This is a genomic window from Tepidibacter aestuarii, assembly GCF_934924865.1.
Classification (GTDB): domain Bacteria; phylum Bacillota; class Clostridia; order Peptostreptococcales; family Peptostreptococcaceae; genus Tepidibacter_A; species Tepidibacter_A aestuarii.
This window is the reverse complement of sequence record NZ_OW235315.1, coordinates 3,526,884-3,544,143: the sequence shown is the minus strand read 5'-3', so window position 1 is coordinate 3,544,143 and position 17,260 is coordinate 3,526,884. Positions and strand designations below refer to the sequence as shown.

20 protein-coding genes are annotated in these 17,260 nt (G+C 28.5%); all 20 read right to left on the bottom strand.

Features of this window, described 5'->3' with window-relative positions; translation table 11 throughout:
- Positions 1-5: 5 nt before the first annotated feature.
- Positions 6-293, bottom strand: a complete 288-nt coding sequence (rpsF, locus tag M2214_RS17480) for a 30S ribosomal protein S6 (RefSeq protein WP_248481219.1) — start codon at positions 291-293, stop codon at positions 6-8.
- A 317-nt stretch (positions 294-610) separates the two neighbouring features.
- Complete coding sequence (locus tag M2214_RS17475; RefSeq protein ID WP_248481218.1) at positions 611-1,795, bottom strand: aminotransferase-like domain-containing protein; 1,185 nt, start codon at positions 1,793-1,795, stop codon at positions 611-613.
- A 148-nt stretch (positions 1,796-1,943) separates the two neighbouring features.
- Positions 1,944-2,141, bottom strand: coding sequence for a DUF951 domain-containing protein (locus M2214_RS17470; protein WP_248481217.1), 198 nt, complete (start codon positions 2,139-2,141; stop codon positions 1,944-1,946).
- 13 nt (positions 2,142-2,154) lie between these two features.
- Complete coding sequence (locus M2214_RS17465; RefSeq protein WP_248481216.1) at positions 2,155-2,418, bottom strand: DUF3343 domain-containing protein; 264 nt, start codon at positions 2,416-2,418, stop codon at positions 2,155-2,157.
- A 37-nt stretch (positions 2,419-2,455) separates the two neighbouring features.
- On the bottom strand, positions 2,456-3,061 hold the full coding sequence (gene yedF / locus M2214_RS17460) for a sulfurtransferase-like selenium metabolism protein YedF (RefSeq protein ID WP_248481215.1): 606 nt from the start codon (positions 3,059-3,061) through the stop codon (positions 2,456-2,458).
- A 34-nt stretch (positions 3,062-3,095) separates the two neighbouring features.
- Complete coding sequence (locus tag M2214_RS17455) at positions 3,096-3,698, bottom strand: CvpA family protein (RefSeq protein ID WP_248481214.1); 603 nt, start codon at positions 3,696-3,698, stop codon at positions 3,096-3,098.
- Between the two features lie 12 nt (positions 3,699-3,710).
- Positions 3,711-4,766 (bottom strand): DUF5711 family protein, encoded by a 1,056-nt coding sequence (locus tag M2214_RS17450; RefSeq protein WP_248481213.1) that lies wholly within the window; start codon positions 4,764-4,766, stop codon positions 3,711-3,713.
- A 67-nt stretch (positions 4,767-4,833) separates the two neighbouring features.
- A complete protein-coding gene (locus M2214_RS17445) occupies positions 4,834-6,174 on the bottom strand; it encodes a helix-turn-helix domain-containing protein (protein ID WP_248481212.1) in 1,341 nt (446 codons plus the stop codon).
- 334 nt (positions 6,175-6,508) lie between these two features.
- Positions 6,509-7,654, bottom strand: coding sequence for an aminotransferase class V-fold PLP-dependent enzyme (locus M2214_RS17440; RefSeq protein WP_248481211.1), 1,146 nt, complete (start codon positions 7,652-7,654; stop codon positions 6,509-6,511).
- Between the two features lie 21 nt (positions 7,655-7,675).
- Positions 7,676-8,515 carry a ParB/RepB/Spo0J family partition protein gene (locus tag M2214_RS17435; RefSeq protein ID WP_248481210.1) on the bottom strand — a complete coding sequence of 280 codons (840 nt, stop codon included), beginning with the start codon at positions 8,513-8,515 and terminating at the stop codon, positions 7,676-7,678.
- Positions 8,516-9,289 carry a ParA family protein gene (locus tag M2214_RS17430; RefSeq protein ID WP_248481209.1) on the bottom strand — a complete coding sequence of 258 codons (774 nt, stop codon included), beginning with the start codon at positions 9,287-9,289 and terminating at the stop codon, positions 8,516-8,518. It lies immediately after the preceding gene.
- Positions 9,290-9,349: 60 nt separating this feature from the next.
- The gene (gene noc, locus M2214_RS17425) at positions 9,350-10,138 is read right to left on the bottom strand and encodes a nucleoid occlusion protein (protein WP_248484911.1); all 789 of its coding nucleotides are present in this window, start codon (positions 10,136-10,138) and stop codon (positions 9,350-9,352) included.
- 167 nt (positions 10,139-10,305) lie between these two features.
- Entirely contained in the window at positions 10,306-11,025 is a 720-nt protein-coding gene (gene rsmG / locus M2214_RS17420; protein ID WP_248481208.1) for a 16S rRNA (guanine(527)-N(7))-methyltransferase RsmG, read from the bottom strand.
- Positions 11,018-12,916: a tRNA uridine-5-carboxymethylaminomethyl(34) synthesis enzyme MnmG gene (mnmG, locus tag M2214_RS17415; RefSeq protein ID WP_408648295.1), complete on the bottom strand. Its 1,899-nt coding sequence runs from the start codon at positions 12,914-12,916 to the stop codon at positions 11,018-11,020. Before mnmG ends, rsmG begins: the two co-directional genes overlap by 8 nt.
- Positions 12,917-13,003: 87 nt before the next feature.
- Positions 13,004-14,383 (bottom strand): tRNA uridine-5-carboxymethylaminomethyl(34) synthesis GTPase MnmE, encoded by a 1,380-nt coding sequence (mnmE, locus tag M2214_RS17410; RefSeq protein ID WP_248481206.1) that lies wholly within the window; start codon positions 14,381-14,383, stop codon positions 13,004-13,006.
- A 135-nt stretch (positions 14,384-14,518) separates the two neighbouring features.
- Positions 14,519-15,142 carry an RNA-binding cell elongation regulator Jag/EloR gene (jag, locus tag M2214_RS17405; protein WP_248481205.1) on the bottom strand — a complete coding sequence of 208 codons (624 nt, stop codon included), beginning with the start codon at positions 15,140-15,142 and terminating at the stop codon, positions 14,519-14,521.
- Between the two features lie 4 nt (positions 15,143-15,146).
- A complete protein-coding gene (locus tag M2214_RS17400; protein WP_248481204.1) occupies positions 15,147-15,824 on the bottom strand; it encodes a YidC/Oxa1 family membrane protein insertase in 678 nt (225 codons plus the stop codon).
- Between the two features lie 31 nt (positions 15,825-15,855).
- The gene (yidD, locus tag M2214_RS17395) at positions 15,856-16,077 is read right to left on the bottom strand and encodes a membrane protein insertion efficiency factor YidD (RefSeq protein ID WP_248481203.1); all 222 of its coding nucleotides are present in this window, start codon (positions 16,075-16,077) and stop codon (positions 15,856-15,858) included.
- Between the two features lie 10 nt (positions 16,078-16,087).
- Entirely contained in the window at positions 16,088-16,438 is a 351-nt protein-coding gene (gene rnpA, locus M2214_RS17390; RefSeq protein ID WP_330651520.1) for a ribonuclease P protein component, read from the bottom strand.
- 62 nt (positions 16,439-16,500) lie between these two features.
- Entirely contained in the window at positions 16,501-16,635 is a 135-nt protein-coding gene (gene rpmH / locus M2214_RS17385) for a 50S ribosomal protein L34 (RefSeq protein ID WP_099189744.1), read from the bottom strand.
- Positions 16,636-17,260: the final 625 nt, after the last annotated feature.

Here is a 17,260-nt window from a genome sequence, read left to right as displayed (position 1 = left end):
AATTACTAAGCCTCAATATTTACGATCATGTGTCTTATTGAATCTTCAGTAATCTTTAAGTTTCTTTCGATTTCCTTTGGAACATCGATTCCAGCAGTGAAGTTAACTAATACATAGTATCCTTCAGAAAGCTTTTGTATAGGATATGCTAACTTCTTGTTACCCCAAACATCAACCTTATCTACTTGTCCGTTTTCAGACTCGATTATGTTCTTAATTTTGTCTTGTATCTTTTGCTTAGCCTCATCCTCTAGATTAGACTTTAATACATAAATTAATTCATACTTTTTCATTACAATTCACCTCCCTTTGGACTTAGACGGCTCTAATATTTATTAGAGCAGAGAAATGAGATTAATCTCACATCTTTCAAATTTTATCATCTTTTTCGGTAAAAGTCAAATATATTCTGACATAAATTTAATTACCTAAAAAATTAATGAAACTATATGTTAAAAATTAATAAATTAGAAGTATATTAATACAAATTTATGTCAATTATATTAGTAAATAACCCCCACAATTTAATATTTTTCATCCCAATCTCCCCCTTATGAAGTGCATTTAATGCACAAAAAAAGGAGTGGCTAATTAGCCACTCTTTTTAATATTAAACGAATTCTTTTAATACTTTTGCAAGTCTCTTTATTCCATCAACTATTCTTTCATCTGTCATGTTAGAGTAGTTTAATCTGAATGTATTGTCTTTTCCACCATTAGGGAAGAAAGATCCTCCTGGAACGAAAGCTACATTACTCTTTATACACTCAGCCATTACATCTTTAGCATCTATTCCTTTTGGAAGCTCTACCCAAGTGAATAATCCACCCTCTGGGTAAGTGTATTTTAATCCTTCTGGGAATTCAGCTTTCATAGTATTTAACATTAAATCTCTACGAACTCTATAAACATCTTTAATTTTTTCTACGTGAGCATCTAAATCATATAATTCCATGAATTTAGCAACTTCTCTTTGTCCTACTGTAGAAGTTTGTAAGTCTGCACTTTGCTTTATCATTATGTATTTTTCTAATATTTCCTTATCAGCAGCTACCCAACCAATTCTGAATCCTGGACAGAATATCTTAGAGAAACTTCCAAGGAATATTATTAATCCTTTTTCATCCATAGATTTTAATGAAGGTAATATTTCTCCTTCAAATCTTAACTCTCCATATGGGTTATCTTCTAATACTGGTATTTCGAATTTATTTACTATTTCCATGAACTTTTTACGTCTTTCTAAAGGCCAAGTTCTACCTGTTGGGTTTTGGAAATCTGGAATTACATACATCATTTTAACATTTTCAGTTGTTTCAAGTATCTTTTCAAGCTCTTCCATTATCATTCCATTTTCATCAGTTGGAACTTCTATAAATTTAGGTCCATATGATTTAAATGCATTTAATGCTCCTAAGTAAGAAGGACTTTCACATAAAACAACGTCACCCTCATTTAAGAATATCTTTCCTGAGAAATCTAATCCTTGTTGAGAACCACTTGTTATTAATATTTCATCAGCACTAACTTTAGTGTTGAATTTTCCATTCATTCTATTTGCAATTACGTCTCTTAATGGTCCAAATCCTTCTGTAGCAGCATATTGTAATGCTTGTTGTCCACCTTCTTCAAGAACTTTAACAGCAACCTCTTTCATTTCTTCAACAGGGAATAATTCTGGTGCTGGAAGTCCTCCTGCAAAAGATATTATTTCTGGTTTTTCTGTTAACTTTAATAATTCACGAATTTCAGAAGCTTTAAGATTATCCATACGATCAGCAAATTTTACAGCCATTTAAAAAACACCTCCAAAGATTATAAATACCGAGGAAAACTTTTTCCCGCATTTACTTGAAATTAATTATATCATCTTTACAATTGTTTGCCTACTTATAATGAAAATTGCAGAATATTCAAAACCATTATCTTTGTTAAATTTTTTTCTATATTTCGTCTGATTTTTTCACCAAATTCTTTATCCTTTTTTCAAGCTCTGCTCTTTCTATCCACAATTGTTTATTACAATTTTCGCACTTTATCCTAAAATCCATTCCACATCTCATTATTTCAAACGTATTTCCTCCGCAAGGATGATTTTTTTTAAGTACTACTTTATCTCCTATTTCTATTTTTATAGGCATTAAAATCCCTCCTCTAATATAGCTTAGTTAATTCCTTTTTTCCATCTTCTATTTTTTTTATATTAAATACGCCGTAGTAGTCTATTTTCAAATCATCTATGTTGTTTTTGATAGTGTCTATATTATCTTTTGAGAACATTATAGACAAACCACAGCTAGAAGTTATCTCTCTTGGGGTAGGTATTGTTTTTATATTTAATTCTAATTCTTTTAGTCTTTTTTCAAACCTTATTGCATGGTGAGTAGAATTAAAACTTATTACATATATATCGTGCATCTTATTTCTCCTTTTGAAATTTTATAAATTTTTATAGCTAGATAGATATAGTATTACTAGATTTTCTAAGTCTCTCCACAATGTCATACATGTTAGATATTTGTCCAACTTTTAACATATTTTTTAGATTTAGATAGTCTAAGCATGTCCCACAAGACAATATTTCTACACCTTCTTCTTCTAATAACTTTAAATTATCTACAGTATTTTCATTTTCTGTAGTTAATTTAACCGCTGAATTGACAAATATTATTGATTTTGGATAAGGAGTTGTCTGTGACAATGTATATATAAAGCCATTGATAAGAATTCCTCCTAATTCATCTGATCCTTTTCCCATTGTATTTGATGATATAAATACAACTGTATTATCATCTACTTCTTGATTTTTAGTAACTGCTTGTTGTATAGATTCAGCTTCTTCAAGTTCCCCTTTTGTAATTTCTATATAATAGCTATTTTCTTTTTGATCTATTTTTGATTCACATTTCATTGAATTTACTAACTTTAATACATTTTCCTTTGCTATTTCATTATCTACTATAGTAACCACTATTCCATCATTAATATTTTCTAATTCTTTTTTAGTTTTTATAACTGGAAGTGGACAATTAAGCCCTCTAGCATCTACTTCTATTCTCATAAGTACCTCCTATACGAATCAGTTTTAATAATTATTATAACATACTCCATCCCTTGTAATTATTGAATATTTCAATGAAATCATTGAAATATTTGAATAGAAAGTTATACATATACAAGTATTTAAGTAAGAATGAATTATTCAAATCTGTTATAAGCTGTTGTTTTTCAAATATATTTAAAAATGGATGGATTAAAGTAAGTATTATTAGTAAAATCAAAAATCCTTTTAATGCTCCAAATAAAAATCCCATGCTTTTATTTAAAATATTAAGCGGTGCGAATTTGAATATATCATCTAAAAGATTTATAAGCATCTCTAATACTATATTACTAACAATAAACATAACAAGAATTACTATTACTTGTATTAAAACCTTACTTGTTGCTTGAACTAAAGTATCATTTTTGATTATATTTATTAAAATATTGCTTATAAACTTGTTTAATGGAATGTATATATTCTCATTTTGAGTAATGTAATCTACTACAGGTTTATATCCTGTTTTACATATAAATATTGATATTAAATATTTTCCTAGATTGAATAATGATTTTATAAATCCTGAATGAAATCCTTTTATAGCGAATAAACCTATCAATATTATTATTATAAAATCTATATAATTCAAATTCATGAATTCACCACCTTAATCTATACTTAAAAACTTAACATATCCTCTGAAAACGACTATAACACGGTTGTCATGTATTGTAAATACATCCAATATATCTTTTGTGAAATCTTTCTTTTCTTTATTCTTAGGAAGATATATACTTCTATCAGTGTATACTATATTTTGATTTTCTATATTTTTTATACCTTTTATATTTTTTATATCGTACTCTTTGTTTTTTTCTTTTCCAACTTTATCAATATATATAACATTTTTATTTGAATCTATAACTACTATTTCATCATTTATAATATCTATGTATTGTATTTCTTCATCTAAATTTATTTTCTTAACTTTTTCATTATCTAGATCTTTGATTTCTATATATTTTGGATCAACTAAAACTAATTTATCATCTAAAAACATAGTTTTTACAAAAACTTTATTTTCTATATTATATGAAAAGATCAATTCCCCCTTTTTGTTATAGTAAAATATATTGTTATAAAGCCTATCATCTTTAATGCTAATTCCACTTATTACAAAGTTGCTAGCGTCCTTGTCTACATCTACTAAATTTATTGTTATTTGAGGTATTGATATATCTTGAATTTCTTTTCCTTTATAACTATATAGCTTAACCCCTTCAACATCTACATCAGTTGTATAATGAATTAAGAAATCATCGTTATATAGTGCTTTTATCATTAAAGCATTTTCTTTTATATTAACTTTATTAGTTAATGATCCTTTTTTATCTATTATATATACTTCTTTTTTTATCTTATCTAATAAGTATATATTTGAATTATTTGTGTCTATACTATAATTTTCTACTCTTATATTTAGATCAAATTCTCTTTGGGCTTCATTATCTATGTACTTTAAAGATTTTCCATCATACATTAAAAATCCATCTCTATATTCTATAAAAGAAGTATCACTAGAATATCCATATGATATTTCTTTTTTTTCCTCTATATTAACTTTAGAATTATTTATTTTACTTTTAATATTATTTATAGTTTTTGGATTCATAAATATTATTATTAATATAATCGAAATTATTATAATCTTATTCTTCTTCACATAAATCATTCCTTCTAATTTTCTACTTAATATAATACTACAAAAAATAGACTCTTTTTAAAAGAGTCTATTTTTCTATTATATCTAGTTCTTTGTATATATTTATACCCTTAGTGTAGTATTCTAATTCTCTTTCTTTAGATATATTAGAATATGTTTGAGCAAGCTCTATATATAAATCAGCTAATTCTTTTTTACTTCCTATTTCTTCTATTATATATGAACATTTCTTTAAATGTTCTATGGCTGTATTTAAATCACCTTGCTTTTTATATATTTTTGCATAGTACTTTAAAGACCTATATTCTAATTTCTTATTTTTCATTTTTATTGCTATAGATAATGATTTTTTAGAATATTTTTTAGCGTTTTCAAAATCATCGATTTCTATTAATACTTTTATATATTCAAACAATATTTTCATAAGCTCTGCATCTTCATACTCTCTTTTTGTTATATAAGCTTTCTTTACACATTCAAGAGCATCTTCATATTTGCCTATTTTTCTATATATTCTAGACATAGTTATTTGTATTTTTGCATATTCATTCTTCTTATCTTCTTCTTCATATATCTGAAGGGCTTTATTTAAATAAACTTTAGATTCATCCCATCTTCCCATATCAAGAAGATTACTTCCTATTAAAAATAGACTATTTGCTTTTTGCTTTATATTTTTTTCTTTTTCTTCTATCTCATGTATCTTTTTAGCATATAATAAAGATTTTTCATTGTTCTCAAGTCTTATATAACAAAATGATTTATATGTGTATATTTCCTTTTGTATTTCATTATTGTCTATATTATGCTCTAGAAAAAGGTTTTCCCCTTGTATAAATTTATCTAAGGCAACTTTTACAAATCCTTCTTCTAAATATATTTTCCCTAATTGTATATAGCATTGTACTACTTTTTCATAATTAGCTGTTTTAACATTTAATACTAAACTTCTCTCGAAGCTATCTATAGCTAACTCGTATTGCTTCTCATTAAAATAAACTATACCTAATAAATATTTTGCCTTACCATATGTATCGTATAAATTATATTCCTTACATATATCTATTACATCACATATTTCTTTTTTAGCAGTTTCCATGTCCTCAGATTTTATATATATCTCGCTCTTTGTCAATAAATTATTACTTATTTTTTTAGCCTGCATATCTTTACTTTCCAATAAATAGTCTATGCTAACTTCTAGTTTATCTACAAAGTACTCTAAAAGATCTTGACTTGGGTATGATTTATCTCTCTCTATATGACTTATTTGAGCAGCAGTTATTCTATTTCCTGCTAGCTCTTTAAGAGTTAAGTTCTTCTCTTTTCTAAGCTTCTTAATTTTTTCCCCTAAGCTAAGTATTTCCATATCTACTCCTCCACAATAAATTAATATGATAACTGACAATTTTAATACTCCTTATTCTCAATAAGGATAATACTAATTGCACACCTTATAATTTTTATGCAATTTTATCTTATATTTAATTATAACTTAATATTTGATTAAAATATAGTGTTTTATAATTATATTTAATAATATTTTAAAATTTAGTATATAACAAAATTCTAAATAGCTGCACTAAAAATTAATCTTATTGAAATATTAACTAGATAGATTTTATATATAGTTTTGATAAGCAATATAAAATCAAAAAAAGTAGCTACCTAAATTTCGTATATACAAGATTTAGATAGCTACTTTTTAGTTAATATTTTTTGCTTAATCAATAATATATGATTTATTTCATCTCATCAACTATACTTTTTAAAGCTTTTACAGCTTTATCTATATCATCTTTAGTATTAAAGTATCCTATACTAAACCTAACCGTTCCTTGCTCTAATGTGTTCATTGTTTTATGAGCTAATGGACCACAGTGAAGTCCTGATCTTGTAGCTATATTAAATATAGAGTCTAATATAAAGCTAACTTCAGATGAATCTTGACTGCCTATGTTTATAGATATTACAGAGGCTTGTTTTTTTGCATCTTTTGTTCCATATACTTTGATTATAGGTATTAAGCTAAGTTCATTTAAGAAATAATGAGTCAATTCTTCCTCATGCTTTCTTATATTATCAATTCCCTCTTTTAATATAAATTCTATTCCTGCATTAAGTCCTGCTATACCTGGAGTATTTGGAGTTCCTGATTCGTATTTATCTGGAACTATATTGGGCTGAGTTAACTCTTCTGATTTACTACCAGTTCCGCCCTCTTTTAATTGATTAAGGCTTATTCCTTCTCTTACATATAAAATTCCTGTTCCTTGAGGCCCTAATAATCCTTTATGACCAGGAAGTGCAAGCATGTCTATATTCATGTTTTTAACATCTATATTGTAAATTCCTGCTGTTTGAGAGGCATCTACAAGATATGCTATATTCATTTCCCTGGCAATTTTGCCTACTTTTTCTATATCAACTAATGTTCCACATACATTTGATGCATGTGTTGTTACTATAAGTTTTGTATTTTCTTTTATAGCATTTTTTATATCACTTACATCTAATTCTCCAAACTCATTACATTTCACAATAGTATTAGTAACTCCTATTTTTTCTAAAGCCTTAATAGGTCTTATTACTGAATTATGCTCCATACTTGTTGTTATTATATGGTCTCCTTCGTTTACAAACCCTTTTATTGCAAGATTTAATGAATCCGTTGCATTATTTGTAAATACTACGTTCATAGGATTATCTATATTAAACAGCTTGCATATATTTTCTCTTGTTTCATATATTGTTCTTCCAGCTTCTAAAGCTAGCTTATGTCCTGCTCTTCCAGGATTTGCTCCATAGTTTTTCATGCAGTTCAAAACTTCTTCATATACTTTATCTGGTTTTGGAAAAGTTGTTGCAGCGTTATCTAAATATATCATATGCTCCTCCTAATGTTGACTTTATAGTATTTGTTCTAATATTCCTTCAAGTTCTTCATCACTATAATACTCTATTTCTATTTTTCCTTTTTTCTTGCCTTTTAATATATTCACTTTTGTTCCGAATACATCTCTTAGTTTATCCTCTATATTTACTATAAAAGGATCTTTACTAACCTTTTTACTTTTTTCTTGTTTTTTATCCGTCATGGACTTAGATAGATTTTCAACTTCTCTAACAGATAGCCTCTCCTTTATTATTCTAAGTGCTATCTCATATTGAATGTTTTTATTTTCTATTCTAAGAAGAGCTTTTCCATGGCCAGGAGTTATCTCTCCTTCTTCTATTAATTTTATAACTCTATCATCTAAGTTTAAAAGCCTTAAGGTATTAGTTATATGAGGTCTACTTTTCCCTACTGCCTCTGATATTTCTTCTTGAGTTACCTTATAATTTTCTATAAGACTTCTATACGCTATAGCTTCCTCTATTGCATTTAAATCTTCTCTTTGCAAGTTTTCGATTAAAGCTATTTCCATTATATCTTTAATTGGTAAGTCTTTTACAACTGCTGGCATTTCTCTTAGTTTTGCTATTTTAGCAGCTCTAAACCTTCTCTCACCTGCTATTATCATGTATCCATCTTCTTCTTTTTTTACAACTATAGGCTGTAATATTCCATAGTTCTTTATAGATTCAGATAATACACTTAATTTTTCTTGATCAAATATCTTTCTAGGTTGTTCTTTGTTTGGATAAATTTCATTTATTTGTAGATTTACTATTTCTTTATCAGATGAAACTGTCTTATTATTTGGTATCAAAGCACTTAATCCTTTTCCTAATCTATTTTTCGCCATCTATATCACATCCTCTTCTAAGTCTATAAATTCTTCAGCAAGTTCTACATATGCTAAAGAACCTTTACACTTTGAATCATAATATACAACTGGCTTTCCGTGGCTAGGTGCTTCAGCTAGTCTAACATTTCTTGGAACAATAGTTGTATAAACACTTCCCTTGAAGAATTTCTTAACTTCCTCAACTACTTGAATAGATAGGTTAGCTCTTCCATCAAACATGCTCAGAACTACTCCCTGAATTTCAAGATTTGGATTTAAATTTTCTTTAACCAAAGATATTGTCTGCATCAATTGGCTAACACCCTCCAATGCATAATATTCACATTGTATAGGTATTAATACACTGTCTACTGCTACAAGAGAATTTATTGTCAACATTCCAAGAGAAGGTGGACAATCTACGAATATATAATCATATTCATCCCTAACTGTATCTAGCACACTTTTTAATATAAATTCTCTGTTTTCTATTCCTGTAAGCTCTATCTCAGCTCCAGCAAGTTCTGTTGAAGATGATAATACACTTATATTATCAAATTCAGTATCTATTATGGTATCTTTTATATCTTTTTCTCCTAATAAAACATCATATATAGTAGCATCTAATTCTTCTTTATCTATTCCAAATCCACTGGTTGTATTTCCTTGAGGATCCAAATCTATTACCAGCGTTTTTTTACCTAACTGTCCTATACATGCACTTAAATTTACATTGGTGGTTGTCTTTCCCACTCCCCCTTTTTGATTAAACACAGCAATTATTTTCCCCACTGTAATTCCCCCTTTAAATCCTTACAAGTTTGAAAAAAAGATTACCGCATAACAGTAATCTTAAGCTTTAGGAATTTTAACTACAACTTCGATATGATCTCCCTTATCATTTTCTTTGTACTTAGCATTTATTCCCGTATCGACTATAGCATTATAAGCATTCTTTAATGTATTTAAGTATATCTTAAAATTAAGAGCTGCTTTTATAGTCTGTTTTCTTTCAGGTTCTTTAGGTGTAGCAAGGTCTTCTAGTATATCTTTTATTAGTTTTTCTGCCTTCTTAACTGTTAACTCGTTCTTGATTATTGTATCTAAAACTTGATTTTTATAATCATCATCCGGTAGTTTAAGAAGAGCTCTAGCATGTCTTTCAGTTAAACCATTTTCAATAAGCTTTCCCTTTATATCGTCCGATAATCTAAGTATTCTAAGCTTATTAGCAATAGTTGATTGATTTTTTCCGACACTTTGAGCTAGTTCTTGCTGAGTAAAGTTATGATCTTTTATTAGGTTTTCATATCCCAAAGCTTCTTCTATAAAATTTAAATCTTCTCTTTGTAAGTTTTCGATAAGTGCAAGCACAGCAGACGATTGGTCTGACAAATTATTTATTATAGCTGGTATATACTTAAGACCTGCTTTTTTAGACGCTCTAAGTCTTCTCTCTCCTGCTACTAACTCGTACATACTGTCACTTATTTTTCTAACTGTAATAGGTTGAAGTATTCCAAAACTCTTTATAGATTCGCTTAATTCATTCAATGCAGCCTCTGAAAAAGTCCTTCTCGGCTGATATGGATTTGGAATTATCGTATCTATAGGTATTTCCATAACTTTTCTATCTTCCATAATATCCCTCTCTCTAGAAGAAATATGATAAAATTTGTTTAAATTTTTATTTATCCAAGTAATACTTTCTCCAAAAATATTCATATCCCTTCTATATTCTTAATATTTTTATATTACAACTTCCTTTATTTCTCGGGAAATATGAGTCTTTTTTGACACACTTTTCGTTACTTTATTGGGGTTTTTGATGGTTTACCCGCTTTTCGTGGATATTTTGTTGGAGTATTTTTTATTTTTTTCAAAATCACTATATTGTGTTTTATGTCTGTAAAAGGAAGATCGACATCTATTTTCTCTACAAATTCAAGTCCTAAAACGTCGATTGCCTTTTTAGCTTCCTTTAATTCCTCATTAAGATAAGGTCCTTTTAAGCACACAAAATATCCCCCAACTTTTATAAAAGGTGTGCAATACTCTAGAAGAACAGGTAAAGACGCAACCGCTCTTGCTGTTGCTATATCATATTGTTCTCTATAATTTGCATCTTTTCCAAAGTCCTCTGCCCTACCATGTACAAACTCGACATTATCCAGTTCTAGATTATTACAAACTTCTTTTAAAAAGTTGATTCTTTTATTAAGAGAATCAAGTAATGTCAGATTTAAGCTTTCCATGCATACTCTTAAAGGTATACCGGGAAATCCCGCTCCCGTTCCAACATCTATTATTTTGTCGTTTTCTTTTATATAACCTGAGTTAATACAAGCTAAAGAATCTATAAAATGCTTTATATAAACCTCTTTTTCATCTTCAATTGCCGTAAGGTTCATATGTTGATTCCACTCAAGTAGTATATCCTTGTACTTTTCAAATTTATCTATATTAGTTTCACTTATATCTATATTAAGCTGCTTAAGACCATGCTTTATAATATCTCTATTACTCACTCTTATCACCTCTACCTCTTCTAAGTTGCTCCAGGTATATTAATAAAACAGATATATCAGCAGGAGAAACTCCAGATATACGAGATGCCTGTCCTATTGATATAGGCTTTATAGAATCTAGTTTTTGTCTAGCCTCAAGTCTTAATCCGCTTATTTTAGAGTAATCTAAATCTTTATTTAATCTTTTATTTTCTAGCTTTTTAAATTGATCTATTTGTTTTAACTGTTTTCCTATATAACCTTCATACTTAGATATTATTTGGCACTGCTCTTTTATAGCTTTGGATAATTCTAAGTCAGATTTTTTCCCTAATTTCTCCAATAGTTCATAGTCAAACTCTGGTCTTTTTAAGAATTCATATAAGCTCATTCCTGTATTAATTCCAGGAAGATTCATCTCTTCTAATTGTTTGTTTACTTGACTTGGAGTAACTCTTTCTTCCTTTAGTCTTTCTATTTCTTTTTCTAGCTTTGTTTTCTTTTGAATGAATTTATCATATCTATCATCTTTGACAAGACCTATATCACGACCGATTTCAGTAAGTCTTAAATCTGCATTATCTTGTCTTAAGTAAAGTCTGTATTCACATCTTGATGTCATCATTCTATACGGTTCATTAGTTCCCTTAGTAACTAAATCATCTATTAAAACTCCTATATAAGCTTGAGATCTATCTAATATCAAAGGATCTTTTCCTTGTATCTTTAAAGCTGCATTCGCTCCAGATATAAGACCTTGTGCTGCAGCTTCTTCATATCCAGATGTTCCATTAAATTGACCTGCACTAAATAAATTCTCAACTCCTTTTATTTCAAGAGAAGGATTAAGTTGTGTAGGATCTATACAATCATACTCTATTGCATATGCCGGTCTCATTATTTTACAGTTTTCAAGACCTGTTATTGATCTATACATATCTATTTGAACCTCATAAGGAAGAGATGTAGAAATACCTTGTATATACATTTCTTTAGTATTATTTCCTTCAGGCTCTATGAATGTTTGATGTGATAGTTTATCGTGAAATCTTACAACCTTATCTTCTATAGATGGGCAGTATCTAGGTCCAACACTATCTATTTCTCCGCTATACATTGCAGATCTTTTTATATTATCATTTATAATCTTATGTGTTTGTTCTGTTGTTCTAGTCAAATAACAAGGTTCTTGCTTTAGCTCTAATTCATCGTTCATGAATGAGAAAGGAGTTATAACTTCATCTCCCTTTTGCTCTTCCATTTTACTAAAGTCAACAGTATCTCTATGAACTCTTGCAGGTGTTCCTGTTTTAAATCTTCTCATTCTAAGACCTAATTTTTCAAGACTTTCAGTTAAGTGCTTAGAATAACCTAGCGCGTTAGGTCCTTCGTAAAAACTAACCTCTCCTATATATATCTTAGAATTTAGATATACTCCAGTTGATAAAACTACAGCCTTACAGTCATAAATAGCACCAAGTTTTGTAGAAACTCCTTTTATAACATTATTTTCAGCTATTACATCTACAACTTCATCCATTATAACTTCTAGATTTTCTTGATTTTCTAGCTCTTTTTTCATTTCTTTATGATACTCATACTTGTCAGCTTGTGCTCTTAAAGAGTGTACAGCTGGCCCTTTAGCAGTATTAAGCATTCTACTTTGTATATAAGTCCTGTCTATATTTATACCCATTTGACCGCCAAGGGCATCTATTTCTTTAACCAAGTGGCCTTTTCCCGTTCCTCCAATAGATGGATTACAAGGCATTAAAGCTATAGAGTCTAAAGACATTGTTATCATTAATGTTTTACAACCCATTCTAGCAGATGCTAAAGCAGCTTCACATCCAGCATGTCCAGCGCCAACGACTATAACATCATATTTTCCTCCGTTAAACTTCATGTTCATCCTCCTCATGTTTCACATATAATGTTTCACGTTAAACATTATACTACAAATATTATTTTATATATCTAAATTTCGACCTATTAATATCTATTTTCCTATACAGAAATCTCTAAATATAGTATCTAGTAAGTCTTCAGATACGGTATCTCCACTAACTTCACCAAGGTAATCCCAAATATTTTTGAGGTCTACCTCGATAAAATCAAGAGCCATATTATCTTCAATAGCTTTTATAGCATCATTTATAGATTTTATAGCTTTTTCTAGTGAATCCTTGTGTCTAACATTAGTTATCATAACGCTATCACCTTGTGAAACATTTCCCTTATATACCATATCGGCAATTTCATTTTCTAATTTATCTATACCTTTTCTCTCTAGAGCAGATATCTTTATTATTCTTTTTTCGTCTACATATTCTTTTATCTTATCTTCGTCCATTTTATTTTCAAGATCAGTCTTATTTATTAAAACTATAGTATTCTTATTTTTAACATTTTTAAGTATATCTATATCTTCCTCTGATAATTTTCTTGATGCATCAAGAACAAGTATAGCAAGATCTGCTGATTCAAAGAATTCTCTTGATTTTTGTACTCCTATTTTCTCTACAACATCCTCTGTTTCTCTAATACCTGCTGTATCTATTATTTTAAGAGGTATTCCATTTATATTCACAAACTCCTCTATTACATCTCTCGTAGTTCCCGGAATATCTGTAACTATAGCACGAGATTCTTTAAGTATTGCATTTAATAAAGATGATTTACCTACATTAGGCTTACCTACTATAACAGTTTTAAGACCATCTCTTATTATTTTTCCAGTTTCAGATGTCTCATAAAGATTTATTATTTCTTTTCTCAACTCTTTTGATTTATTATATAAATTTTCATAAGTTATATGTTCTACATCTTCATCAGGAAAATCTATAGCAACTTCAACATGTGCAAGAAGTTCAGTTACTTTATTTCTAAGTTCTTTTATTTTAAATGAAAGACTTCCCTCTAATTGACTTTGAGCAACATTATAACTAAGGTCTGTCTTAGCATTGATTATATCCATAACAGCCTCTGCTTGAGATAGATCTATTCTTCCGTTTAAGAACGCTCTTTTTGTAAATTCTCCACCTTCTGATAATCTAGCACCTTTTTTTAGAACCAATTCTAATATTTTTTTTACAGATATAAATCCTCCATGGCAGTTTATCTCTATAACATCTTCTCTAGTATAAGTATGGGGTCCTTTCATATAAGCAAGTAATACCTCATCTATGATTTTGTCATCATCTATAATATTTCCATATATCAAAGTTCTTGGATTATAATCTTTTATACTTTTTTTATTAACCGATTCAAATATACTTTCAGCTATATCAAGAGCTTTTTCTCCACTTATTCTAACTATTCCTATTCCACCCTCTCCAGGTGCAGTAGCAATAGCTGCAATAGTATCATCTATATACAATTAAATCACCTCTTTATTCTTAAAATTATCTTTATAATAACTCTTATCTTTAGGATAACCTTAATCTAAAAATTATATAATTCCCTATATGATTACAAAAAATAAACCCCCTTAATACTAGGAGGTTTTTTGTTTTTACTTATTTTTAACCGTTATAACAACTTTTCTATTAGGATCTATTCCCTCACTGTAAGTGTTAACATATCTATCATTTTGAAGTGCTGAATGTACAATCCTTCTTTCATAAGGATTCATAGATTCAAGTTTTATAGTCTTTCTAGTCTTAGCACATTGTTTAGCTAATTTTCTAGCATATCTTATCAAAGACTTTTCCCTTTTTTCTCTATAATTTTGGATATCTATTAAAACTCTCATCTTAGTATTAGAGCTTTTATTCACGACTAATCCAGTTAAAAATTGAAGTGAATCAAGAGTATATCCTCTTTTCCCTATTAAAGAAGTTGCATCTTCACCTGTTAGATTTATGCTTATTTCGTTATTATTTTGAGTTATTTTTATTTCACTTTCTATATCCATAGAATCTAATATATCTTGAACAAATTTTTTTGCTAAATCTTTAGGAGTATCCTTTACAGTTACTTTTATTTTAGCTAATTTATTTCCTATAAGTCCTAAAAATCCTCTACTTGGCTGATCTATAACCTCTATTTCTACATCTTTTTTAGTAACATTTAACTCTATCAAAGCTTTATCTAAAGCCTCTTCTACTGTTTTCCCTGTTACCTCTAAGAATCTCATCCTCTTACTCCTCCTTGGCTTTAGCAGGTTTAATAATAAACTGCTGTTGAATAATTTGGAATGCATTACTTACTACCCAGTATAATGTAAGTCCACCTGGGAAAGTTCTACCCCACCATAATATCATCAGTGGGAAAAAATAAAGCATCATAGTTTGAGTTGAATCCTTTTTGCCTCCTTTTGGAGTCATCATAGCAGATGATATGTAAGTAGTAAGACCAGCTAGAATAGGTAATATCCAAGGTATGGCAAACCCACCTACCATTATTACATCTGGATTTGATAAATTAGGAAGCCATAAAAAGCTAGTATCTATAGCTTTATAGGCAGCTTCTGATCCAAATACGTATTTAGCTGGATTTCTCAATGCAGAGAAAAGTCCTATTAATATAGGCATTTGAACTAATAACGGAAGACATCCTGCTACAGGATTTACCTTATGCTCTTTGTAAAGAGCCATAACTTTTTGGTTCATCTTTTCTTGATCATTCTTATATTTTTCTTGTATTTCTTTTATCTTAGGTTGTATATCCTGCATTGCCTTCATAGATTTTGTCTGAGATAAAGTAAGTGGAAGCAATGCTCCTTTAACTAATATAGTAAATATAACTATAGACCATCCATAATCACCTACTATATTGAATACAATTTTCAATAATGCACCTAGAGAGTTTGCAAACAAAATTAAAACCTCCTAAATTTACGTGTATTAATTATTCAACTGGGTCATACCCTCCTTCATGGAAAGGATGACATTTTAAAATTCTCTTTATAGACAAATAAGACCCTTTTAAAAATCCATACTTTTCTAAAGCGTCTATAGCGTATTGAGAACAAGTAGGATAAAATCTACAGGTCTTACCTTTAATTGGAGATATAAATTTTTGATAAAATCTTATAATTAACTTAAAAAAACCAATTATATATTTACTCATTATAATCTCCTTATCGTTTTACAATATTTGCTTTTTTAAATAAATGTATCATTGATTTTTGAGTCGACATAAAGTCTGATTCGCTAATTGGCATTCTAGCTATAAATACAAAGTCATAGCCTACTTTTAGATTATTTTCATTAGTATATAATCTAAAGCTCTCTCTCATTCTTCTCTTAACCTTGTTTCTAACTACAGCTTTTCCAATTTTTTTAGAAACTGAAAAACCAACTCTATTTATATCTAAGTTGTTCTTTACAACATACATAACCAATAACCTATTTGCAAATGACTTCCCGGTTTTATAAACTTTTCTAAAATCGGAGTCTTTTTTTATTCCATTAGCATTCACAAAATCCATAGTTTAATTTCCTCCAGCCCGTAAATTGCACAAAAGGACCACATCTAGCGGCCCCTAATAAACTAAGCTGTTAATCTTTTTCTTCCTCTGTCTCTTCTCTTCTTAAGAATTCTTCTTCCACTCGTAGTCTTCATTCTCTTTCTGAAACCATGTTCTTTCTTTCTTTGTCTCTTTTTTGGTTGATAAGTTCTTTTCATCCAAAACACCGCCTTTCATTGTATATTCTTCTATTTAAAATTTTTAAATTAGATCACCTTATTTGAAAGTGAGCATACTACCTATAAAATTATATAATTATTGTTTTTTATTGTCAACGAATTTTTGTGTTAATTTTAATTTATATAATGGTAAAAAAACTAATTTTTGAAATAAGACAAAACTATATGCCAATTATTTATTATAAACAGTACAATTTTAATTATTCATTAACCAATATAATTATTAGATTTTGTGGTTTATCAAAACTATCTATGGAAATACCACGAATACAACTATATTCTGAATACAGCTAAGCTTTTATCTTATTAATAATCCTAAAATTTACGAACTCATTGTAGTCAAACACATAAATTTCTTAACGTATTATTAAACGCTAAAAACTAAGTTGTATTATTCAAAATATCTAAAATCATTCACTAATATTTTCATATATAATTTTTTAATATTAGCTTCTATAGTATAAAACTGATCTTACCTAATTTATTAAAAGCAAGATAAAAAGTTCTTTCGAAATGCATTAAAAATTTAGAAACTACACTTACAATCTAGGCTTTTAGATGAATATTCTTTTAATATATGTGTGTTTATTTTTTTTAAGACCCC